Annotated in this window: 18 protein-coding genes and 1 pseudogene; 11 read left to right on the top strand and 8 right to left on the bottom strand. The window is 39.4% G+C overall.

The window, feature by feature from the left end:
* Window positions 1–384 (bottom strand): annotated as a pseudogene (locus tag ACT3S9_RS19810) (site-specific integrase); the annotation flags it as partial.
* A 176-nt stretch (window positions 385–560) separates the two neighbouring features.
* Window positions 561–1,418, bottom strand: a complete 858-nt coding sequence (locus ACT3S9_RS19805) for an RNA-guided endonuclease InsQ/TnpB family protein (RefSeq protein WP_226916419.1) — start codon at window positions 1,416–1,418, stop codon at window positions 561–563.
* A gap of 38 nt (window positions 1,419–1,456) precedes the next feature.
* Here ACT3S9_RS19805 and tnpA point away from each other — a divergent pair, with 38 nt between their 5' ends.
* The 6 genes from tnpA (at window position 1,457) to ACT3S9_RS19775 (ending at window position 8,508) form a co-directional block, all read left to right on the top strand.
* Window positions 1,457–1,852: an IS200/IS605 family transposase gene (gene tnpA / locus ACT3S9_RS19800; RefSeq protein ID WP_193051319.1), complete on the top strand. Its 396-nt coding sequence runs from the start codon at window positions 1,457–1,459 to the stop codon at window positions 1,850–1,852.
* Between the two features lie 180 nt (window positions 1,853–2,032).
* On the top strand, window positions 2,033–5,038 hold the full coding sequence (locus ACT3S9_RS19795) for a TonB-dependent receptor (RefSeq protein WP_193039109.1): 3,006 nt from the start codon (window positions 2,033–2,035) through the stop codon (window positions 5,036–5,038).
* A 158-nt stretch (window positions 5,039–5,196) separates the two neighbouring features.
* A complete protein-coding gene (locus ACT3S9_RS19790; protein ID WP_193039110.1) occupies window positions 5,197–5,907 on the top strand; it encodes a Slam-dependent surface lipoprotein in 711 nt (236 codons plus the stop codon).
* Between the two features lie 118 nt (window positions 5,908–6,025).
* Window positions 6,026–7,465, top strand: coding sequence for a surface lipoprotein assembly modifier (locus ACT3S9_RS19785; protein ID WP_301563128.1), 1,440 nt, complete (start codon window positions 6,026–6,028; stop codon window positions 7,463–7,465).
* Window positions 7,466–7,699: 234 nt separating this feature from the next.
* Window positions 7,700–8,176, top strand: a complete 477-nt coding sequence (locus ACT3S9_RS19780) for a sigma-70 family RNA polymerase sigma factor (RefSeq protein ID WP_264298828.1) — start codon at window positions 7,700–7,702, stop codon at window positions 8,174–8,176.
* 2 nt (window positions 8,177–8,178) lie between these two features.
* Window positions 8,179–8,508 carry a FecR/PupR family sigma factor regulator gene (locus ACT3S9_RS19775; RefSeq protein WP_444751169.1) on the top strand — a complete coding sequence of 110 codons (330 nt, stop codon included), beginning with the start codon at window positions 8,179–8,181 and terminating at the stop codon, window positions 8,506–8,508.
* Here ACT3S9_RS19775 and ACT3S9_RS19770 read toward each other — a convergent pair.
* Window positions 8,463–9,431, bottom strand: a complete 969-nt coding sequence (locus ACT3S9_RS19770) for an IS30 family transposase (protein WP_086959932.1) — start codon at window positions 9,429–9,431, stop codon at window positions 8,463–8,465. The genes ACT3S9_RS19775 and ACT3S9_RS19770 overlap by 46 nt on opposite strands.
* Here ACT3S9_RS19770 and ACT3S9_RS19765 point away from each other — a divergent pair.
* Window positions 9,323–10,216 (top strand): FecR family protein, encoded by an 894-nt coding sequence (locus ACT3S9_RS19765; protein WP_444751168.1) that lies wholly within the window; start codon window positions 9,323–9,325, stop codon window positions 10,214–10,216. The genes ACT3S9_RS19770 and ACT3S9_RS19765 overlap by 109 nt on opposite strands.
* A 198-nt stretch (window positions 10,217–10,414) precedes the next feature.
* Here the strand turns inward: ACT3S9_RS19765 and ACT3S9_RS19760 are convergent, their stop codons facing one another.
* From ACT3S9_RS19760 to exbB, 5 genes are all read right to left on the bottom strand, one after another.
* Window positions 10,415–10,819: a YbaN family protein gene (locus tag ACT3S9_RS19760; RefSeq protein ID WP_086995616.1), complete on the bottom strand. Its 405-nt coding sequence runs from the start codon at window positions 10,817–10,819 to the stop codon at window positions 10,415–10,417.
* Window positions 10,820–10,868: 49 nt separating this feature from the next.
* Window positions 10,869–11,471, bottom strand: coding sequence for a biliverdin-producing heme oxygenase (locus ACT3S9_RS19755; protein WP_193039111.1), 603 nt, complete (start codon window positions 11,469–11,471; stop codon window positions 10,869–10,871).
* Window positions 11,472–11,541: 70 nt separating this feature from the next.
* Complete coding sequence (locus ACT3S9_RS19750) at window positions 11,542–12,375, bottom strand: energy transducer TonB (protein ID WP_226898094.1); 834 nt, start codon at window positions 12,373–12,375, stop codon at window positions 11,542–11,544.
* A 2-nt stretch (window positions 12,376–12,377) separates the two neighbouring features.
* Window positions 12,378–12,812 carry a biopolymer transporter ExbD gene (locus ACT3S9_RS19745; protein ID WP_086995608.1) on the bottom strand — a complete coding sequence of 145 codons (435 nt, stop codon included), beginning with the start codon at window positions 12,810–12,812 and terminating at the stop codon, window positions 12,378–12,380.
* 3 nt (window positions 12,813–12,815) lie between these two features.
* The gene (gene exbB / locus ACT3S9_RS19740; RefSeq protein WP_086995605.1) at window positions 12,816–13,769 is read right to left on the bottom strand and encodes a tonB-system energizer ExbB; all 954 of its coding nucleotides are present in this window, start codon (window positions 13,767–13,769) and stop codon (window positions 12,816–12,818) included.
* A gap of 247 nt (window positions 13,770–14,016) precedes the next feature.
* Between exbB and ACT3S9_RS19735 the strand changes: the two genes are divergently transcribed.
* The 4 genes from ACT3S9_RS19735 (at window position 14,017) to ACT3S9_RS19720 (ending at window position 20,822) form a co-directional block, all read left to right on the top strand.
* Window positions 14,017–14,535 (top strand): sigma-70 family RNA polymerase sigma factor, encoded by a 519-nt coding sequence (locus ACT3S9_RS19735; protein ID WP_086995602.1) that lies wholly within the window; start codon window positions 14,017–14,019, stop codon window positions 14,533–14,535.
* A 9-nt stretch (window positions 14,536–14,544) separates the two neighbouring features.
* Window positions 14,545–15,534, top strand: coding sequence for a FecR domain-containing protein (locus ACT3S9_RS19730; RefSeq protein ID WP_192532256.1), 990 nt, complete (start codon window positions 14,545–14,547; stop codon window positions 15,532–15,534).
* Between the two features lie 125 nt (window positions 15,535–15,659).
* Complete coding sequence (locus ACT3S9_RS19725) at window positions 15,660–18,356, top strand: TonB-dependent receptor (RefSeq protein ID WP_193039113.1); 2,697 nt, start codon at window positions 15,660–15,662, stop codon at window positions 18,354–18,356.
* A gap of 33 nt (window positions 18,357–18,389) precedes the next feature.
* The gene (locus ACT3S9_RS19720) at window positions 18,390–20,822 is read left to right on the top strand and encodes a PKD domain-containing protein (protein WP_193039114.1); all 2,433 of its coding nucleotides are present in this window, start codon (window positions 18,390–18,392) and stop codon (window positions 20,820–20,822) included.
* Window positions 20,823–20,868: the final 46 nt, after the last annotated feature.

Genomic DNA, 20,868 nt, shown 5'->3' with positions numbered 1-20,868 from the left:
AGCCAATTTTAAATCTGGATTAATTTCTTTTATTACTGCATCTTTTAAAGCCTGCCTATATTGGTAAGTGATTCTTTGAGCCTTTCTTTTCGCCATATAATCCCATTCAGGGCGCGGTAAATCTGTTAACTCATCAAATATATCTTCATCAAATTCATCGTCCCATTGTTCTTGGAACTTTATTAGGAAGGAAAAGAAGTGAACCAACCCTTTGCTGTATTGATCGGATTCTTGCTTGTGGTCATCAATATGATGCGTCATTAAGAATCTGTTTACTTGCTCTATCGGTTCAAATGTAACTATCTTACCTGACGAATCTCTCCCCACCATATTCAACAGAGTAATTTTTTTTATATGTACAGGTGATACCTTAGAATATTCCACTGACAACTCTCCACAATCATTAACTGAAACCAATGGAGTTCTATAGGAATAGGGCTTTATTTCTGAGGTTCTAATTTCATAGGTAATGTTTGACAAGAGCGCTTACTTAGACAAATTAATAACTACCTATCATTATAATTGACATTCTCACCTTGTAAAGTGTACAGGTAATTATTTTAATTTAAAGTGTATGGGTGTACGTTTAAATCTTCAAACACTAAAATGTCATTTTCATTGGTTATCTGTCGTGAGATTTGGTGTGCAAAGTCGAGCCTTTGCCTTGAGATCTTACCGTGTAATTTATTGATGCGTTGTTTTGTTTTGTGCCAGCGATTTGAGCCTTTATTTCGGCGGGCAAGCTGACGTTGCAATTGATTTAATTTTGCTTTTGATTGCTTTAAAAACTTTGGATTCTCGGCCACGTAGCCGTTCGAGCCAACTACCGTTTGCTTTGAGTTAATGTCAAAACCTGTGATTGTTTTTAAAACGCGAAGCGCTGTTTTGCACTCCACTTCTTGAGTAATACTGCATTCCCATTTACCGTGGCGAAACTGAACAGTTACCGTTTTGATTTTGCTAGCCAGTTCGCGATGTAAAATGATAGGCACTTTACCAACTTTTGGAATACTGATAGTGCCATCTTCAATACGGATGCAATTAGAATTGTTTACCGCTCGAAATGAATCGTTGTGAAGTTCTTTCTTTTTGTATGAGATTTTATGCTTTGGAAAGCGCTGCAAACGGCCTTTCGAGATTGCGTTCTTTAACGCAGTTTCTAAGTCGCGAGCAACTTGCTGAGCTGCTGCCGAGTCAAAAGACTTAATCCACGTAAACTCTTCAAAAGGCTTTATTTCCTTAAGAAGCGAGGCCATATCATTGTAAAACAAGAATGTTTTATCGAACTCATATCGACGCATATTTTCAGACAGTAATAAGTTCCAAATACCACGCGCAGTCGCGCCAAACTCTATGAGTTTAGCTTCTTGTTCTGGCGTAGGATTCAGTCTGTAATTGTATCTAAGCGTCTTTTTCATATGCTGTATAGACTACTGTATATGAAAGGGTTGTCAAGATGGAATATGAAACTAAATCACACTGCAAATATCTAATAGCGTTACATTTAATCTTAGTTGTGAAATATAGAAGGCAATTGCTACAAGGTAACTTGGGTGAATTCGTAAAACAAAAAATTTCTGAAATTACAGAGCGCTCAGAATTTAATATTGAAGAGATCGAGGTAGACAAGGATCATATACACATATTGCTTACGATTTCCCCGACCATTTGTGTTGCGAGTTATGTTCGTAGAATTAAACAATCAACGACACAAAGCCTATGGTCGAGATTTAAGTGGTTGAAAAAGCAATTCTGGATTGAGAAAACCTTTTGGTCTGACGGGTATTTTGTTTGCTCAGTTGGAAATGCTTCTGCTGATACAATTCGAAAATACATTCAAAATCAGGGCTAGTTATTCCGATTAATCCCATCGACGCCTCTTCGCGTCGAGCAATGGGTTTTCTCGGAAGGATTCGATAAAAATTGACTAAAAACTTCTAACATAGACTTTTTTAAATAAATTATTTATTGAGGAAAATACGATTTCATTCGGTATATCGCTTAACTGATAACTAAAAGAAAGGAAATCGATATGCAATTCTTACATAGCCCTAAAATACTCACCTTATTACTCAGTGTTCATCTTGGGGTTACTAGTTTAGCAATGCCGATATTGTCACATGCGGCTAGTCCAATTACACATACATTTAATATTCCCGCGGGTAAACTTAATAATAGTTTAAATCAGCTCGCGATAACTGCAGGTATAGAGTTCCATTTAGATGCTCGTTTAACACATAAAAAACAAAGCCCTTTACTTAAAGGTAATTATAGCGCTGAGCAAGCTTTGAGTATTTTGCTCTCTAATAGTGGACTTTATAGTTTAATACAAGCAGATGGTTCATATAGAATTTTAGCAAAAGTAGATGAGAATAAAATAATTTTAAATACAATTAATGTAGCAACAGGAGATAACAATGGTGTCACTCGTGATGAAGCTGGTAAGCATGCAATTTATGATGACGATATATCTACGGTATATACATCAATAGATGAAATAGAACGATATAAGGGCAAAGATGCTGGTGATTTATTCAAAGGTATGCTCAATATTTACAGCGGTGATGCACGAAATGGTGGTGGTGTTGACCCCAGTATTCGCGGAGTGCAAGGACCTGGGCGAGTGCCATTATCAATAGACGGTACTGAGCAAGCAATTACTGTGTGGCGTGGTTATAGAGGGGTTTCAAATCGAAATTACGTTGATTCAAATTTAATTGGCAGTATTAAAGCAATAAAAGGTCCCTCTTTAACTCCGAATACACATACTTCTGTTGGTGGTGGGGTGCAAGTTAGTACTATTAGTGCTAGCGACGTACTGCTTGAAGGGGAAAGCAGCGGCGGGGGGCTTGTCATAGAGAGCAGTAATAATGCCGTTGATCCTAAGCTGCCCACTTTATTCACAGGGCAGGATTACAGGGATGTAGAAGGTTTCCCGCAAATGTCACCTAATTTTGCATATGGAGATCCTTCATTATGGCAAGAGATGAGTGGTAATAAAGAAAATAACCCTTTGTCAGGTGAAGATTACGCTTATCGTTTAGCGCTAGCTACGCGCCAAGATAACTATGAATTACTCGCCGCCTATGCATATCGTAATAAGGGCAACTACTTTAGTGGCACCAAAAAATCAGAGTTTTACAATAACCCTAATGATCAAGAGTTCAATATTACTAAAATGAATCCGCGTTCTCTAGCGCACCGTCAACGACCAGGTTATGAAGTGCCAAATACATCGAGTGAGTTGGAATCTTTCTTACTCAAAGGTGAATTTAAAATTAGTGAAAACCAGCAATTAAACTTAGGTGCACGTGTCACTAATGCGCAATATGGTGAAATTATGGCAAGTCGAGCTGGTGACATAGGTGAAAATGGTGAAATGGCGCAATGGCCTCTTAGTAAAGTTGAAGCACAAGCCTATAACATAAAATATCAGTGGAACCCGAAAAGTAAGTTTATTAACGTCACTTCAAACCTATGGAGCACCCATACTATTAGCAATACTAATTCTGCTGGCGGGTTCCCAAATTACGCTAATGCAATATGGGAGTTAGCGGATCCTGATGCAAGTCCAATAATACGTAATACAGCAGTTGCCAGTAACCGTGAGAACCGTTTTGGCTTTGATGTAAGTAACCAAATGATGTTATCCGATGAGTTGGAGCTAACTATGTCAGCGCGTTATCAATATCATAAAATTCGCTCAGAAGATGAATACCGGGGTACAGTCGATGGTTGGAAGCACTGGCCACGCGAGGGTAGACGAGAAGAGCTTGAAGGACAGTTTAATTTTAAATGGATGCCTAGTGAGTCGCTGATACTTTCAGCAGGTGCAAGTTATAAAAGTTATTGGGCGATTGATGACTTTTTATCAAGCCGTATTTCGGCTGGAGACGAGCGCTTTACGAAAGAACACTCTGCCGCTGAAGGTGTATATTTAGAATATAAAACAGCTTACACAGAAGCTGAACACCAAGAAATAAGAGAGCAAGAGAGAGAGCAGTTTGGTGATTCAAGCTTCTTTGTTGATAATCCTGCAGGATTGGAGAGTTTTCTTGATTTTAGAGAGAGTGATCGTAGAAAAAAACACAAAGCGGTCTTAGATCCATGGTTACATAATGGTGAGGGTAAATACCGCAGAGAGAATAATATATGTGTTAACGGGGAATTGAATAACGTAGCTAATTATATAGAAGGCAGTTGTCGCCAAGCGGGTGGGCCTGTAAATGAGTACGATAAGCAAATTGATGGCGGTAAAAAAAAGGGGAACCACTGGGCTCCAGCACTTGCTGCAACCTACTTATTAAATGAACATAGTCGAGTGTACATACGTTATACCGAGGGTATCCGCTTCCCGAGTATGTTCGAAAGTACCTTAGGCTTCTCGGCTAATAACAACCCTTACACAGGTATTAAACCAGAGCATACCTATAATTATGAAACTGCGTTTGTACATAACTTTGAGCAAGGGGATATTAAATTAACCTACTTTCATCATAAAACAAAAGATGTCATAGAACGCTCAGGTAATTTACTACGCTTTTACAATATTGATAAGCAAACATTGCAAGGGTTTGAGTTTCAAGGTCGCTATGACAATGGTTCGTTTTTTGCTGATTTAAGTTTATCTCATATGACTAAGAATGAAGTCTGTGATGAAAGCCTTGCAATTACTCAGGACCCTGTCGAGGGCTCAGTTCCGAATTGTGTACATGCTGGTTTTGCAGGTGGTTACTTAAGCGATCAAGCTATTCCTAATGACTCGGTTAATTTGAGCCTTGGTGGTCGTTATTTCGAAAATTCCCTGGAAACCGGATTACGAAGTGTTTATCTATCAGCAAGTAAAAGTGAAGAAGATCTTGAACGAGATAAAGCGCTGACTTTTGACGCATATGCAAAGTATAGCTGGAGTGAGCGCCTCAACGTTGAGTTGATAGCCACGAATTTAACCGATCTTTATTATATTGATCCACTGGTTCGTTCGAGTGTTCCAGCTCCTGGTAGAACTGTGAAGTTAAAACTACAAATGAGCTTTTAATTTATTGAATTAACTTAGTTGATTAGCTTAAAAAATAAACCCACAAACTAAATAGTTATTATTTTTTGTGGGTTTTTGTTTTTCGTTCGGTGTAGTTAATGAAAGCATCTTAGTTGTGCTTTTTATTTCATTGATTTTTATTTAAAAGGAACTGAAAAATGAACAAGTTATTCGCAACACTCGCAGTACTCACAACCACTTTTAGCTTTGCTGCTCATGCAAACTACGTAGGTACTCAAAATGACAATACCAATATTGAAGTAGGAGAGTCTACGGTTAATGGTGGTCCTCATGTAGCAGGGCGAGCTGGTATTGGCATCGCAGCAATGGGCTCTACTCAACAGAAAGTCGATTTTCAGGCATTATCAGCTTATGCTCAACCAACTAACGGTATTCACTCTTTAAGCATGGGTCATGGTGGTATTGGCGCATTTAATTTTGCAAAAGTGGGTACTAGTGATGTTTGGTTTGGTGAATGGTCACAAGATTTTAACGGTAATGGCAACGACCGCGCAGTATATTATGTTGGCAATAGTACCAACACGACAGTACCAGTAAGCGGCACGGCTAGTTATGCCATTAAAGGGGTTAATAAATTTAGCGGTAGTAATCAGTTAACCGGGGATTTTACGGCTAATTTTGGTACACAAAAGTTAACTGGTAGCTTGGCTAATTCAGCGCTTTCAGTGAGCATTGATGCAGATATCGTGACATCTACGGCAGCTTTTTCAGGAACGGCGCTTGCCAATGGTGTGGTATTTGGTAATAGCGAAGGCCATTTCTTTGGTGCTGATGCAGCATCACTTGCAGGTATTGCCACTTTTGCAAACCGTCAATTAGATACTGCGTTTGGTGGAGCTAAAAAGTAATCGCAATTATTTAGTTGGGGCTAATATTTAGCCCCTTTAATTGACGCTTTTGAGTATTATTATGAGCCATCAAAATAAAAATCATTACTACCGAACAGTAATACAATTATGGGTACTAATGTTAGTGTTAAACTCCCCTTTCTTATCTGCATCGACTGAAACGCGATTACATTTACAGCAACGTATAGAGCAAAATATAAAACAAAATGAGCATTCAATCGTTGCCGATGCGGCGCGTGATTCAGCTAAACCTTCCTCTTTTACAATTAATGGGCAACAAATCCAAGTTAATAACAATGTTCATGAGTTGGGCCAAGCAGTCTATTTTTTAATTCAGCATAAGCAATGGCCAGCTGCACAAAATTTGTTATCTCGTTATGTGGCATTAGAAAATTACGATGTGATGCTAGTTCATTATGCGCAAGGTGCGATTGCTCGATCTGCTGGACGTTTAAACGAAGCTGAGCAGCAACATTTGGTTGTGTTGGCTCAACAACAAGATTTTTTACCTAGTCAATTAGAGTTGGCGCGGGTGTTGTTTGATAACAATAAAAATACTGATGCGCTTATATTGTTTGAGCATATTGCTGAGCAGTTACCAAATGACAACCCTAAGGTTGACGGTGTTCGTCACACTGTAAACAGTTTTATTGATGCGCTTAACTATCGTCAAGCTTGGCGAGGGTCTTTTTCGTTAGGGCCAAGTCTTAGTGATAACTTAAATCAATCATCACAAAGTTATACGTGTTTGCTTTGGCTACCGACTGAAGAGTGTTTAATCGAGCGTAAAACCCCGCCTGAAATATCGGGAGAGGGCGTTGACTTTGATGCAAATATTAGTAAACGATTTACGTTTTCTGGTCACCACGGGTTGAGTTTTCGAGGCCTTGCTTATGGCAGTAATTATTTAAATAACAGTGAATATAATGAGCACACTGTGATTGCTAGCTTAGGTTATAGCTATCAAACGGCTTATGAACAATTTTCAGCATCTGGGCAATTTAAATACAATGCATTAGGTAATAGCACACTTTACAGTGCTGCGGGTATTAAGCTTGATTGGCTAAAAAACCTTTCAAAAAAACTAAATATAAAACTTGAACTTGAAATTGAGCAGCAATCTTATCAACCTCAGCACTATAGTTATCAATCCGGTACACAATTGGCAAATTACAATACCCTTTGGTATCAGCTTAATGAACAATGGTTACTATTTGGTGGTCTAGATTACAGTAAAAAGAATAACAGTGAACAGGTACATGCTTACCAATTATTTTCGAGTAGATTTGGTGTCAATAAGCGCTGGGGTAACGGGGCAGAGGCAACATTATTTGCATCACTCAGGGCGCGTAAATATGAGCAGTATAGTGCTTTATTGGCACATAAGCGTAAAGATCTTGAACAAAATTACACACTGATTGTAAGCATGCCAAGTCTAGCCGTATTTAGCATGACACCAGTTTTTACCTTAAATCATATAACAGTAAACAGTAATGTTGATTGGTTATACAGTTACGATAAAAATACGGTGAGTTTAAAGTTCGAAAAAATATTTTGAGCTTTAACGCTTGTCACAAGCAGAAAAATTAATTAAGCGCTACTTTAAGGTTTCATTACTTTTAATTCAAGTATGCCTATATATTAATAAACTATAATAATGATCATGATCATTATGAATAGGTACAACTCTTGAACTAATTGCGAATGAAATGTATTATCATTATCATTAGGTTGTTTGGAGTAATACTAAGTGATGGTGATCAATCCTGCTAATATCGCGTGCGTTGATGATATGTATAGAAAACACAATAATTGGCTGTCCATTTATATTCAACGTCGATTAGGATGCTTAGAAGTAACTGCTGATTTAGTACAAGATACTTATTTGCGTATTCTAACAAAAGCATCATTACCAGATATAAAAGATTCCCGTCGCTATTTAACTCATATCGCAAAAGGGTTAGTCATCGATTTGTACCGAAGACGCAATATTGAAGCGGCTTACTTAGAACTAATAGCGAATGATCCACTTACTTCGTCTGAATCTCCAGAGTCTCATCTTATTATGGTTGAGGCATTAAATGAGATTGATATGCTTCTACGGCAACTTCCGGAAAAAGTACGCCAAGCATTACTTATGCGTCAACTCGAAAATATGAGCTATAAACAAATTGCAGCAAAATTAAAGGTGTCAGTATCATCGGTAGAAAAGTACATTGCTAAAGCTTTGCAAAGTTGTTTAATAGTTAATATTGAGATGCAGTCTTGACTATGGAAAAAATTTCTTCAAATACTATTCAACAGGCTGCGATATGGATGGCAAGATTATGGGCTGACGATGTTAATCAACAAGATGAAATTGCTTTTCAGACTTGGTATGAAGAAAAGCCTGAGCATGCTTTAGCATGGCAACAACTGGAGTTATTACAAGAAAAATTTCATAAAGTCCCGCAATCTGAGCTTAGTCGGAAAGTATTAATAAGTCAGGAAAAAGGATTGTCGCGTCGACATCTACTTTTATTAGGACTCTTGAATTCAAGTATTAAGTGCAATCATTATGCAGCCACCAGAACTTCTGATTGCCCCGTAAATAATTCATGAGGGGTTTTATACCCTCTTGTTTTTCTTGGCCGATGGTTGAGCTTATCAACTGCCGCCTGTATCTCTGCTTCACTTAGCGCCATAAAGTCAGTTCCCTTGGGGAAGAAGCGTCTAAGTAAGCCGTTGGTATTCTCATTTATGCCCCGCTCCCATGATGAATAGGGATGAGCGAAATACACATCAGCTTCTAATTTTTGTGCAACATGCTCATGGTGAGCAAACTCTTTTCCATTATCTAACGTCACGGTAATAACCTTACCTTTATATGGTGTCATACACGTGATCAGCGCATCGGCTGTTATTTTCGCATGCTTGCTTTCAATTCTGTGAACGACTGTATATAACGTTTTACGTTCAACCATTGTGACAAGCGCATTTTTACGCCCTTTACCTATCACTGTATCGCCCTCCCAATCACCAATCCTAGACTTTGAATCCACAATACTTGGGCGTTCATCAATGCTGACTCGATTAACTATCTGTCCACGTTTATCATAGCTTCCATAGCGTTTTTTATACTTTTTACATGCACGAGTGAGTGTCTTATGTAGCTTGCCACCACGAGCCTTGTCTCTGTAAATATATTGATAAATTGTTTCATGATGTAAAACGACCTGTTTCTCTAAAGCTAAGCGGCCTGCCACTTGCTCAGGGGAAAGTCCGTCATGCAACAATTTATTAATCCAGTGAGTGACGTCCTCTGTTAACTTACTTGCTTTGAAAGATGACTTACGTCTTTGTTCAGCAAAGTTATTGGCTTGGTTAGGCCGATAGCCTTTAAGTCCTTTATTGCGTTTTAGCTCTCTAGAAATAGATGACGGTGAACGAGTTAGTTCTTCAGCTATCTGCTTTTGGTTATTTCCTGCTTTTATTAACGCGTAAATCTGGTATCTTTCTTCTTGTGTCAGCTGTTTATATTTCATTAAAGCAATTTCCTTTGGCGAGAAAATGGCCGAATTATAACAGCTGGCCATCTAATCTGAGAAATTGCACTTATTATCCGAATTTAGGACTTTTTACTTTAGGGAATCTGAGTTTAATTTTTTCTGGCTTGGCAGGGCACCCTGGCAGGCGTGAATATGTTACTGCCGTAGGTGAAATAAAAACAGTTACTCTAAGCGATGGAACAGTAATGTCAATGAATACAGATACAAGTGTCTATGTTGACTTTGAACAATCAGAACGTAGGTTGTATTTGTTGAAAGGTGAAATTATGATTTCTAGTGCACAGGACATAAAACCTTTTTATGTAACGACGCGTGATGGCAAAGTGGTACCAATTGGAACTTATTTTATAGTAAATCAACGTGAGCAAGAAACCATAGTGAGCGTGTATGAGGGAGTTGTGGAGTTACGGCCAATGAGAAGCATACAATTTGTGCAATTAAAAGCGATGCAGCAAGCTGCTTTTAATACTAAGGGGACTATGCCGATCCAGCAATTATCGACTAGTCGAGCATTATGGCTGGAGCATAAAATACAAGCAACCAACAGTAAATTAACTGATTTTATAATCGAACTCGCTAGATACCACCGTGGTGTTATCAATGTGGCGCCAGAGCTTGCTAAATATAAAGTAACAGGTATTTTTTCAATAACTAATATAGATAAAACCCTACATCATCTTAGTGAAATTTTGCCGATAGAAATTACTTACTATTTTAAACGTTGGATATATATTAAGGAAAAGCCTAAAAATCTACATTAAAACCTTGGTCTAAGTTGAGTGTTAATATTGTATCTGGTCATAAAATTATCTATCCAACTATCATAGGTCGTGTTTATATTAATGCAGAAGTTAGGTTTTAATTTAATGATTATTAGTTGTTATTGTAGTGATTACTGTTGTACCTCCAGTCACTCAATTAATAGGCATTAATGCTTCCCAAAAAAATTATATTTTATATTACGGTAAAGGGCGTGAAATTACATAATATGCACATATCATTAAAAATAGTGCCACAACACTAGCCAGCAATAAAGAGGGTTGCCCCCCTAAATAAAACAAAATATAGCCAACGGACATGCCGAGACTTGCGATTATCTTTACTGGTTTAGAAATAGTGCCATGCGTTTGCCAATTGGTGAGAGTTTTCCCAAAACGAGGATGATTAAGTAGCAGGTACTCAAAACGCTTTGATGAGCGGCTAAAACAAAAAACTGCACCAATCAAAAAAACAGTTGTAGGCATAATAGGTAAAAATAAACCTATTATGCCTACTCCGGTTAATAAAAATCCACTTACCAAGTATGTTATTTTTTTTAAGTTACCAGCAATTATTTGCGGGCTAGTTTTATTTATGAATTTCATAATTTACCATTTCGTTTTTGCCAGCTCATACAAATAGTTACACTACTCGTTATTCAAATACACTATCAACGGTACTACGTACTAGGCTAAAAGCATCCCGGGCACCATCAATGACAAGGCTTTGCTGTTCATACGTGAGCTCAATAGCATTTAAAGCGGTTGTAAATACTTTCCATGACTGTCCGCGACCAATCGCTGCTGGAGCCAAATGAGTGGCACCAAACTCTTCTGATAGGCCAATACGTTTTGCTGCTTTTAATAAATACTCGGCACCTAAGTTAGATCCTTCAGATACATAAAGCCAACCAAGAGAAGCTGGGTAGTCAATGTTTGGCAAATTATTCTCGGCTTTCATATCATTAATATCGGCATTTAAATCTAAATAATCTTTTTTAAGATAACTAAGACGCGCTCGTTCAGGTAAATCAGTAAATAAACATAGCAGCTTAAGATCACAATAGAGAGGCGCTATGGCTAAATGAAAACGATACTGTACCGCTAAAAATAAAGCGTAACGGCCTAAGTCTGTAAAAGGTCGTTTTGTCATAATCATCTTATCTAAGCTGTCATGTGTGGTTGTGGTGTCGAGCTTTAGCCTTTGGGCCAGAGTGAGTATTTTAGCTTCTTCGTTAACGTGTAACTCTTCAATCATGGTCTATCCTTTAGTATTAACTACTTATCATGTAATTAGTAATGGTTATATAAACACAGCGATATCGCTGTTAATGAATAAAAAACGCAACAGGAACGGCCATGCTAATTGGGTCCCCTGTTACTGTGTTAGGAGGTGCAGGCAAAGGCTCTGCACGTCTAACTAATTCGATGACCTCTTGATCTAATGTAGCTATTCCACTGGGCTTAAATAGGGTGACATCTAGTACATTCCCCTCTCTGTCCATAGTAAAGCTTACCCACGGAATACCTTGTTGACCCCGTAATTTAGCCATTCGTGGGTAACGTTTTTTCCTTTCTAAATGTAGCTGTAACGCACTTTGCCAAAGTTGTTTAGCCGAACTTTCATGTTCACTCAAAGTACCTTTTACAGGGCCAGATGCCACTTTGGCTTCTTTTACTGGTAACGCAGCAGGTGCACTCGTTTGCTCTACGTATTGTTCACTCGCCCCCGTTGCCGTTGTGCTATTAGGTTGTGACTTCGGCACAACGTCTATTTTTTTCTCAGTGGTTCTTTTTAATGGTTTACTTTGCGCAGGCTTAATTAGTTTGTCTTTAATGGTAAAGTCAGACTTACTTTCTATAATTGGCTTTACTAAAGGCTCTATTTTTGTAGTCTCAGGTTCACTGCGCTGCTGTTTCATTGGCGTTGATTCTTGTTGCTTTGGCCCAACAGGTAGCGCTAATTGTTCAGACTTTGGTGCAGCAACAATGCTTACCTCAAAGACCTGTGGGGATGCTTGGATAGGCACATTGTTATTATGTTCTTTTGGTAATAAAAAATAACCTGCAATAGCAAAGTGTAAAATAACAGCCCCTAAAATAGCGATAATTACTTGCCATGATACTAAGCGAGAAGCTTTCTCAGTGGTGCCTATAAACATACTCACTGGGCAACGTCCGTTTCGTGTTTTAATCCCACTAGCGCCACTTTTGAGTAGCCTGCTTTGGTTAATTGATTCATTAATACCATAAACTGCCCATATTCAACTTTGCTATCAGCACGCAATAAAATACGTTGCTCAATTTCAATTCCATACTGCTTTAGTTCTTGAGCCAAATTTTGTTGTTGAATGACATCGCCCTCACCAAATATTAAGGTTAAGTCTTCTTGTAACGTTAGATAGGTAGGATCGTCATTCTCTGGATGCGCTGGGGCTGCAACTGCAGGAAGTTTAACGGGCACGCTCACTGTAGCAAGGGGGGCTGCGACCATAAAAATAATCAGCAATACCAACATCACATCAATAAAAGGGGTAACGTTAATTTCATGCTGTTCATCTAAACTATCGTTATCGGTATTTTTAGTAGTAAATGTCATTATTTAAGACTCTTTAGATACGATGTTAACAGGGCTTTTATCATCATTAAGTAAGATAGCTAAAGGCTTTGCTTGAGGGTTTTTTCTATCAAGATCACGACTAATTAGTATCATGGTGGCAGTAAGAATGTCAGTCAACATAGCTTTATAACTGCCAATCGAACGAGAAAAATGGTTATACATAACAACAGCTGGAATTGCTGCAACTAAACCCAAAGCGGTTGCAAGTAGTGCTTCGGCAATACCTGGTGCGACTACGGCAAGGTTCGTTGTTTGTGTTTTAGCAATGCCAATAAAGCTGTTCATAATGCCCCAAACAGTACCAAACAAACCAACAAATGGTGCTACAGACCCAATAGTTGCCAGTACACCAGTGCCTAGATTCACATTTGCAGATATGGATGCTTGTACGCGTTCTAAACGAGCTACTAAGCGCTCTTTTAATGCTTCGTCTGTAGTCGGCCCTGCAGCACTAAGATGTAACTCATGTTGAGTTGCCGTTAAAAATATTAGCGCTTCGCTTTTTTGTTGTGTTAAATCATGGCTCGCCTCTGAAAAGCTTGTGCTTTGGAGTAAATGTGTAAGTAATTTTTTACTGTGCCGTTTGGCAATATTTAGCTGTATAGATTTAAATATACAGATAGCCCATGATATTAATGATGCAATAAGCAGCCCTATAATTACACTTTTCACTACAATATCAGCGGCTTTGTACATTCCCCAAGGAGATAGGTCATGTGTTTCAAAAGTGGCTTCACCAAGTTTATGCTCTACATTAGTTACGTTAATGGCCTCATCACTAGATGGTGTAATAGATGGTTGTTCGACGACTGATGAAGTAGCTACTATCTCACTTGTTACTATTGATAGAGGTACCTCAGCGGCGTGTATTGTCATAGACAGTTGTACAATTCCAATACTTAGCAGGGATAATAACAATATAGCTTTTGTAAACATTTTGATTCCTTATCTTTTTTAATATGGCCCACAAACTCAGCTGTGTATTAGCAACAAGCAATATTAAAGTATGCATCTGATGGGTTACTTTATTAGTTATATAACTAGATGCCGAACGAGAATCGGTTTTCATCAATTAATAACAAAATTATTTTAATTAAACTTTACTGAACATTATAACTAACTGTTGAATGAGAATGAAAATCATTTATAGTGTTGACTGATATGCTACAGGAAGACCAAAATTTTGACCAGAAATACCGCTAATTCAGCAGGGTTTAATACGCTTTATCAGGAACACCATGAGTGGCTTGTTCGCTGGATTGCGCGTCGTACCTATAGCACTGACACTGATAGTGCACAAGATCTTGCTCAAGATACGTTTATACGTTTATTAAATAAAACTTCTTTATACAGCGAAATACGTAGCCCAAGAGCATGGCTTACAAAAGTTGCTGGTAACTTAGTAACCGATGACATACGGCGCAAGATTTTAGAAAAGAACTATGTAGATTTTTTAGAAAGCATGCCAGAAACAGCCTATTTCTCACCGGAAGAGCAATTTCAGTTATTGAGGCTATTAGAACAAATAGACCGGTTATTAAGTGGTTTAAGGCCAATTGAAAAAACAGCATTCTTAATGGTTAGACTAGATGGGCTCAGCTATAAAGAAGTGGCAAAACAACTCGATGTAAGCTTATCATCTATTGAAAAGTACATCGCGAAAGCCATGTTTGAGTGTTATACCCTCACTTATTCGGATTAAAAGTAATAGATGGATACCACTGTTGTGCAAAAAGCAAAACACACGCCGTTACCTGATCAAATTGTGCAACAAGCGATTGCTTGGTGTATTTGTTTCGAGTCAGGCAACGCACAATCTAAAGATCTTGATGAGTACCAACGTTGGCGCTTAGCTGATCCTATGCACGAACTGGCATGGCAGCGGATTGAGTTATTAGAATCAACATTTTCAGGCGCGACAAAAAAAAGCGCCAGCATCGTTCATTCAACGTTACAAAAAACAGATCGTGACATACAGAGCATGAGCCGCCGCCAAGCATTAAAGAAAATAGCAGGTACCACTCTTACTTTAGCAAGTGTTAGTTGGTTAGCTGATAAACAAGGCGCTTGGCAATACCTTAACGCAGATTATGCAACCACTAATCAACGTGAACTTTTTACGTTAGCCGATAACAGTCAGCTTTGGCTTAATAGTGGCAGTACCGTTGAGCTTAATTTTAACAACCAAAATAAACACATTCATTTAACGCGTGGAGAAATGCAATACACCGCCTCAGTTAGCGCACAGCCGCTCCAAATAAAACTTAATCATGGAGTGCTAATAAGTGATAGTAAACAGTTTTTTGTGCGTCATGAAGATGACCATGCACTAGTTAAAGTTATGCAGGGCAGTATTGTTGTACAGCAGCCAAATACTTTCCTCACTAACCAAGTAATGAATGCAGGAGCGCTTTATAAAATAACCTCAAATTCAGTGCAGCAGTTAGATAATCATATATTTGATTACAGTAGTTGGACCGAAGGGCTTCTTTCTGTGCGGAACATGCCCATAAAGCATTTTTTAGCGGAGTTATCACGTTATCACCGTGGGTTTATAAAATGTGCGCCAAATTTAGATGATTACTTAGTATCTGGGGTGTTTCAATTAAATGATACTAACCTCATTTTAACAACTCTTGCTCGCACTGCTCGCGCTAAAGTGCATTACATGACTCGTTGGTGGGCTGAAATACGGCCTTAATTATTCAATTAGTTACCCAGTTCAATAGAGTTATATAAAAATATAAGATAATTATCATTTAACCTTACGGGGTTTCTATTTTCATGCGTCATATAAGTATGCATTAAAGAAATAGGAAATCATTCATGCCCCGCGCTGCACTACACTTATTATCCGTTGTAACTTGTTTGTTGGTTATCACACCCACTGCAAGTTTAGCTGAACAAGCAACAGCGACATCACAAATAAAAATGATCAATTTTGATCTACCCGGGGGCGAACTAGGGGATGTACTTAGATTATTTTCGCGCCAAGCCGGTGTAACGCTGTCATTTGAAGAGCGGACTGTACGTGGTTTTTCAGTTACTGCAATGTTAGGTCAATACAGCACTGAATCAGCATTGTTGACGCTATTACAAAATACTGACTTACAGGCCTTACCAATTAGTAGTCGTGCATGGTTAGTACAGGAAAAAAACCAACAAGATTTAATAACCCTAAATACTATTAATGTGCAAAGCCGTAACGTTGATCTAAAAGATCAAACCTACACCGAAGCTGCCTCAGTAAACTTGATCACTCAGCAAGATATTCAACGTTTTAGAGGAACCAGTGTTGGCGATATTTTTCAGGGCACGCCGGGTGTATTGATCAGTGAAAACCGCAACTCTGGTGGTCTCGATATAAATATTAGAGGTATGCAAGGACAAGGTAGAGTACCTGTGGTGATCGACGGCAGCCGCCAAGAAACCACGGTTTATCGCGGTTACTCTGGGGTGTCAAGTCGTAGCTACATTGACCCTGACTTAATCGGAACACTTAAAATTAGTAAAGGCCCGGTAATGAGTGCTGATGGCACCGGCGCGACGGGTGGCTTAGTGAGTGTAAGCACATTAAGCGCCGATGATATTGTAAAAGAAGGCGAGTTAACGGGCTATCGATTGCGTGTTAGCGCCATTGGAAATAGCTCAAATGCACCCGATCCTGGGACTTATGCGGGTTATTATTTAGCACGTAATGCGTACCGCTCCGAATGTCGGTTTTCGAGCTACTGTAGCGATCAATATTTAATGCCAGAGCGCTTTGCACCTGATGAAGGCATGGATAGACCAAGCTTATTTAAATTTAGGAGTTATGCCGGTAGTTTTGCAGCAGCGAAACATTTTGAATGGGGCGACCTTATTGGCGCCTATGCAAAAAGAGAGCAAGGTAACTACTATGCAGGCAGTAATGGCCCTGCACCAGAGGTCATTTACGGCGAGCCAGACAAACTTGCTTGGTACACTGAAACGCAAGTATCAATGCAAGGCGCGTCACGTTTTCGTGCTAATGAGCGTATCCCCAATACTAACTTTTCGAGTGAATCTTGGCTGTTAAAAAGTAATGTACTGCTGCCCGATGATCAAAGTCTAGAAATGAGCTATATACGTTATAACAGCGCGTATGGCGAAATGATGCCTTCACAAATACGTTCTTTTGGTCAGGCAAGACAATGGCTTGATAGCGAAGTAACCAATCAAACTTACACATTGCGATACCGTTGGCAGCCAATTAAATATGACTGGGCTGATTTTAAAGCCAATATTTGGCATACCGATGCACTTACTCAGTTAAATACCCCAGGTGTTGGCTCAGTAGATATTGCTGATAATGTTGCTCGCAGTGATGACTATCAACGCTTTGGAACTGATATAAGTAATAGCATGATGTTTTACTCAGCAGGCGAATTAGAACTAAGTTATGGCTTTGCTGGACAGTATGAAAACATGGACACTAACACCCCTGAAACTGAAGGTTTTTATGTGGGTTCGCGCAGCGGGTGGCGTAAAGAGTTCAGCGCTTTTAGTGCAGTAGATTGGCAATTTGCATCAGCATGGTCACTAGAAGCCGGTTTACGTTTTACTCATTTTTCTTCTAAAGACAACAATCCTCTTGCTATAAACACGAATGATCCCGCCTGCATATCTGACGATGCAGGTGGTTGCTTAGAAGTGCAATATGAAAATAGTCATTCAGGTACTGCGCCGTTAGTCGCTATAAAATGGCAAGCATTTAAAGGATTACAATTTTACCTTCGCCATAGCGAAGCATTACGCATGCCGAGTTTATTTGAAAGCACCTCAGGCTGGTCTGTAAGCCCTGTATTAGATATCCCCTTAGAACCTGAACATGCAACTAATCAAGAAGTTGGCCTAAATTATTTAAACGACTCATTACTGATCAATGATTATAAAGTGGGTTTCAAGCTCGCGTATTTCCAAAACCACGTTGATGACTACTTAACCCGCACCCAGCCAAATGCATGGGAGCAAAAGCAAGGTGGTCTCGACTTCTTCCGAATGCGAAATATCGACAGTCTTGATCTAAATGGCTGGGAACTTAATTTTAGCTACGACACAAAATACTGGCTTGTAGAATTAAGCGGTACGCATTACACCCATATTGAAGTGTGCAATGTAGGGAGTTACGTACGTTACTACTGTAATGATTGGGGCCTACCTGAGAGTTATATAAACAACATGATCCCGCCAAATTGGCATGCAAGTGCTCACCTTGGTGTGCGTTTATTTGAACAGCGGTTAGAAGCGGGACTAAGAGGCACTTTCATGGGGCAACGTAACTCAATCCCTCGTTACAACGCTCCAACAGGGTTTAATGAACCCGTCCTTTGGCACAGTTATAACCTGCTGGATATCTATGCCAGTTATAAATTTAACGATGATACGACACTCGATTTCACCGTAGACAATGTCACCGATCGTTATTACCTCGATGCCTTGAGCTTGGGTTTAGTACCTGCACCAGGAAGAACAGCACGACTGAGCTTAACCTTACAATTTTAACTGATAACACCTATCAGACAGGAGAATAAAAGCATGAAAAAAATATTTGGCGTAATCGCTATCATCGGGCTTTCGCTCACTATGTCGGCCTGTGGCGGCAGTAGTGATAAAAAAGCCGACACCGAAGTGCAAGTCCCGCAGCAAAAGCCAATCGCTGTCATTGAGTTACAATCGCCCACGGAACAAATATTTTCATTAGAAGCTGGCGCGGTACAAGTAACACTCAATGCTGATACAAGTACCCATGCCGAAGGTACTAGCTTAACTTACACGTGGCAGCTTATTGAGCGACCAGCTGCAAGTAACTCAGATATTACCAGTGCAGACAGTGCAATAACTGAATTTACAGCTGATTTCCCCGGTGTATATGTAGTGAGCTTAATCGTAAACGATGGCACCAAAAACAGCGAAGCTGTTCGTTTTACGCTCACTGCAACCAGCCCGTATCCAATTGCAATTACTGAGTCAATTTATAGTGTAAACTTGGGCACTGATAGCATTGGTCTTGATGGTAGTCAAAGCGTAACACCGACTGGTGAAACCGGCTCATTAGAATACCAATGGGAGCTTATTGAAAAGCCAATAGATAGTACGGGATATTTAAACAATGCAGATCAAAGTCAAAGTACTTTATTTGTTGATTTAGCCGGTGATTACAAACTGCAATTTATAGTGACTTATAATGGCATTGCCAGTGAACCCGTTAATGTTACGGTTAGTGTGGCAGAGGGTAATGCACCACCAGTTGCTAAAGCAGATGATATTACTATTATTTTAGGTGAAGAAGCCGTACTTGATGCCTCATCGAGTATTGATCCAGAAGGTGAGCAACTGCAATATCGCTGGCAATGGGGTTATAGCCCAACGGAGCCTGATAATGTACCCTTGCCAAAACTTGACGGTGCAACAACCGCCAAAGTGCGTTTTACTCCACAAGCTGTAGCAAATTATAAAGTCATGCTATTTGTATTTGATGGCACGCGAAAAAGTGAAGAAAAAGAAATAATCGTCACAGTCAATAAAAACCCTGAAGCGACAACCAATGCGGCACCTATTGGTGAGTTATCAGCAACTGGTTATTATCCGTCTTACAGTATTGGTGAACAAGAAGTTGGTCTTCGCGCCGAGTTTAACTTTACTGGTTATGATCCAGAAGGTGAAGCGCTGCAAATTATCGACGCGACACTTGTTGAAAAACCTGAAGGTAGTTTAGCTGAGCTTGTTGATATAGGCTCTTGGAAACCGATGGGTAAAAAAATCCAAAAGTTAGATATAGCAGGTACTTATTTAGTTCGAATGGTGATTTCTGACGGTGAAAATCAAATGTCACTTGATGCCACGATGGAAGCAAAAGTAGGTAACGTTAACGGCCAACCTTCAACAAGTGGCGTTAATGCACAATCAAAATCAGTATTGGTTGGTGATGCGTTAGTATTTGATGCTTCAAGTAGCGATCCTAATGATGACCCAATTACCTTTCACTGGGAGCTAACAGATAAACCCGATGGCAGTAACGCCACAATTGAAGCCGTGATCGAGCCAGAGAGCCAAGAGTATCGCCGTGCAAAAGTGATCACCGATGTGCCAGGTTCTTACACTGCACGTTTGATTGTAGAAGATGACCGTGGCTTATTTGCCAAAACATATGCGCAAGATGATGGTTTAGCTAAATTAACCAACACAACACCAGAGATACGCTCAGTAGTATGGGCACGTAACTGGGGGCGTTTAAGGCCGGGTGAAGACTATTATCAAATTCTAACATGTATGTCGTTATTGCATCGCCCGGTGACAATTGATGCCGATGGTGATGAAGTATTCACGCATGAAGAGCTGATCAGTACACCTGAAGGCGGCGAGTTTACCAGTAGCCCAAGTGAGGCCGATTGCTCTAACACCCGAGGTCAAGTATTTACTAAACCAGGAACGTACACATTCAGATACTCTGCAACAGACTTAATTGATGATGCTCCACAGTACGATTTTGTAGTAAAAGTTGACCCAATAGCTGAGGCTAAAGGTGTTCGTTTACGCAGTTTAAATGACAATAATGAAAGCTTATGGCAGCCATTACCATATGAAAATATCCCTCCATTTGCTAATGACTTTTATGCAAGCTCTAAGCCTTTCCTTGAAGAAGGTTATGTAAGGTGGTCATTAACTGCAACAGATGCAGATTACACCATCGAAAATCTACATGTTAGTCATATCAATGGTGATTTAGAAAGCTTAACACCTCGCTTTGAAAACTTAATGCAAGGGCAAGTTATTGGCAAAGGTGAGTCAGTTGAGTTTAAAACTGTATTACCTGCGGTAACGTGTGTTGGAAACAAAGAGGCATCAGAAGGATTTCATTTTTCATTCAGAATTAAAGAAATTCCTGAGATCACTTTTGTATATGAAACATGGCGCACAGCTAACCAATCAAGCTTATTTGATGAGTGGAGAGAATGTGAGAGCGACTAGTTAGCATAAATCGATACTATTTAAAAAGTGTAGAGTGATTTTAATG

Source organism: Pseudoalteromonas sp. AOP31-A2-14 (assembly GCF_052378035.1).
GTDB lineage: Bacteria > Pseudomonadota > Gammaproteobacteria > Enterobacterales > Alteromonadaceae > Pseudoalteromonas.
This window is presented reverse-complemented; position numbering and strand designations above follow the sequence as displayed.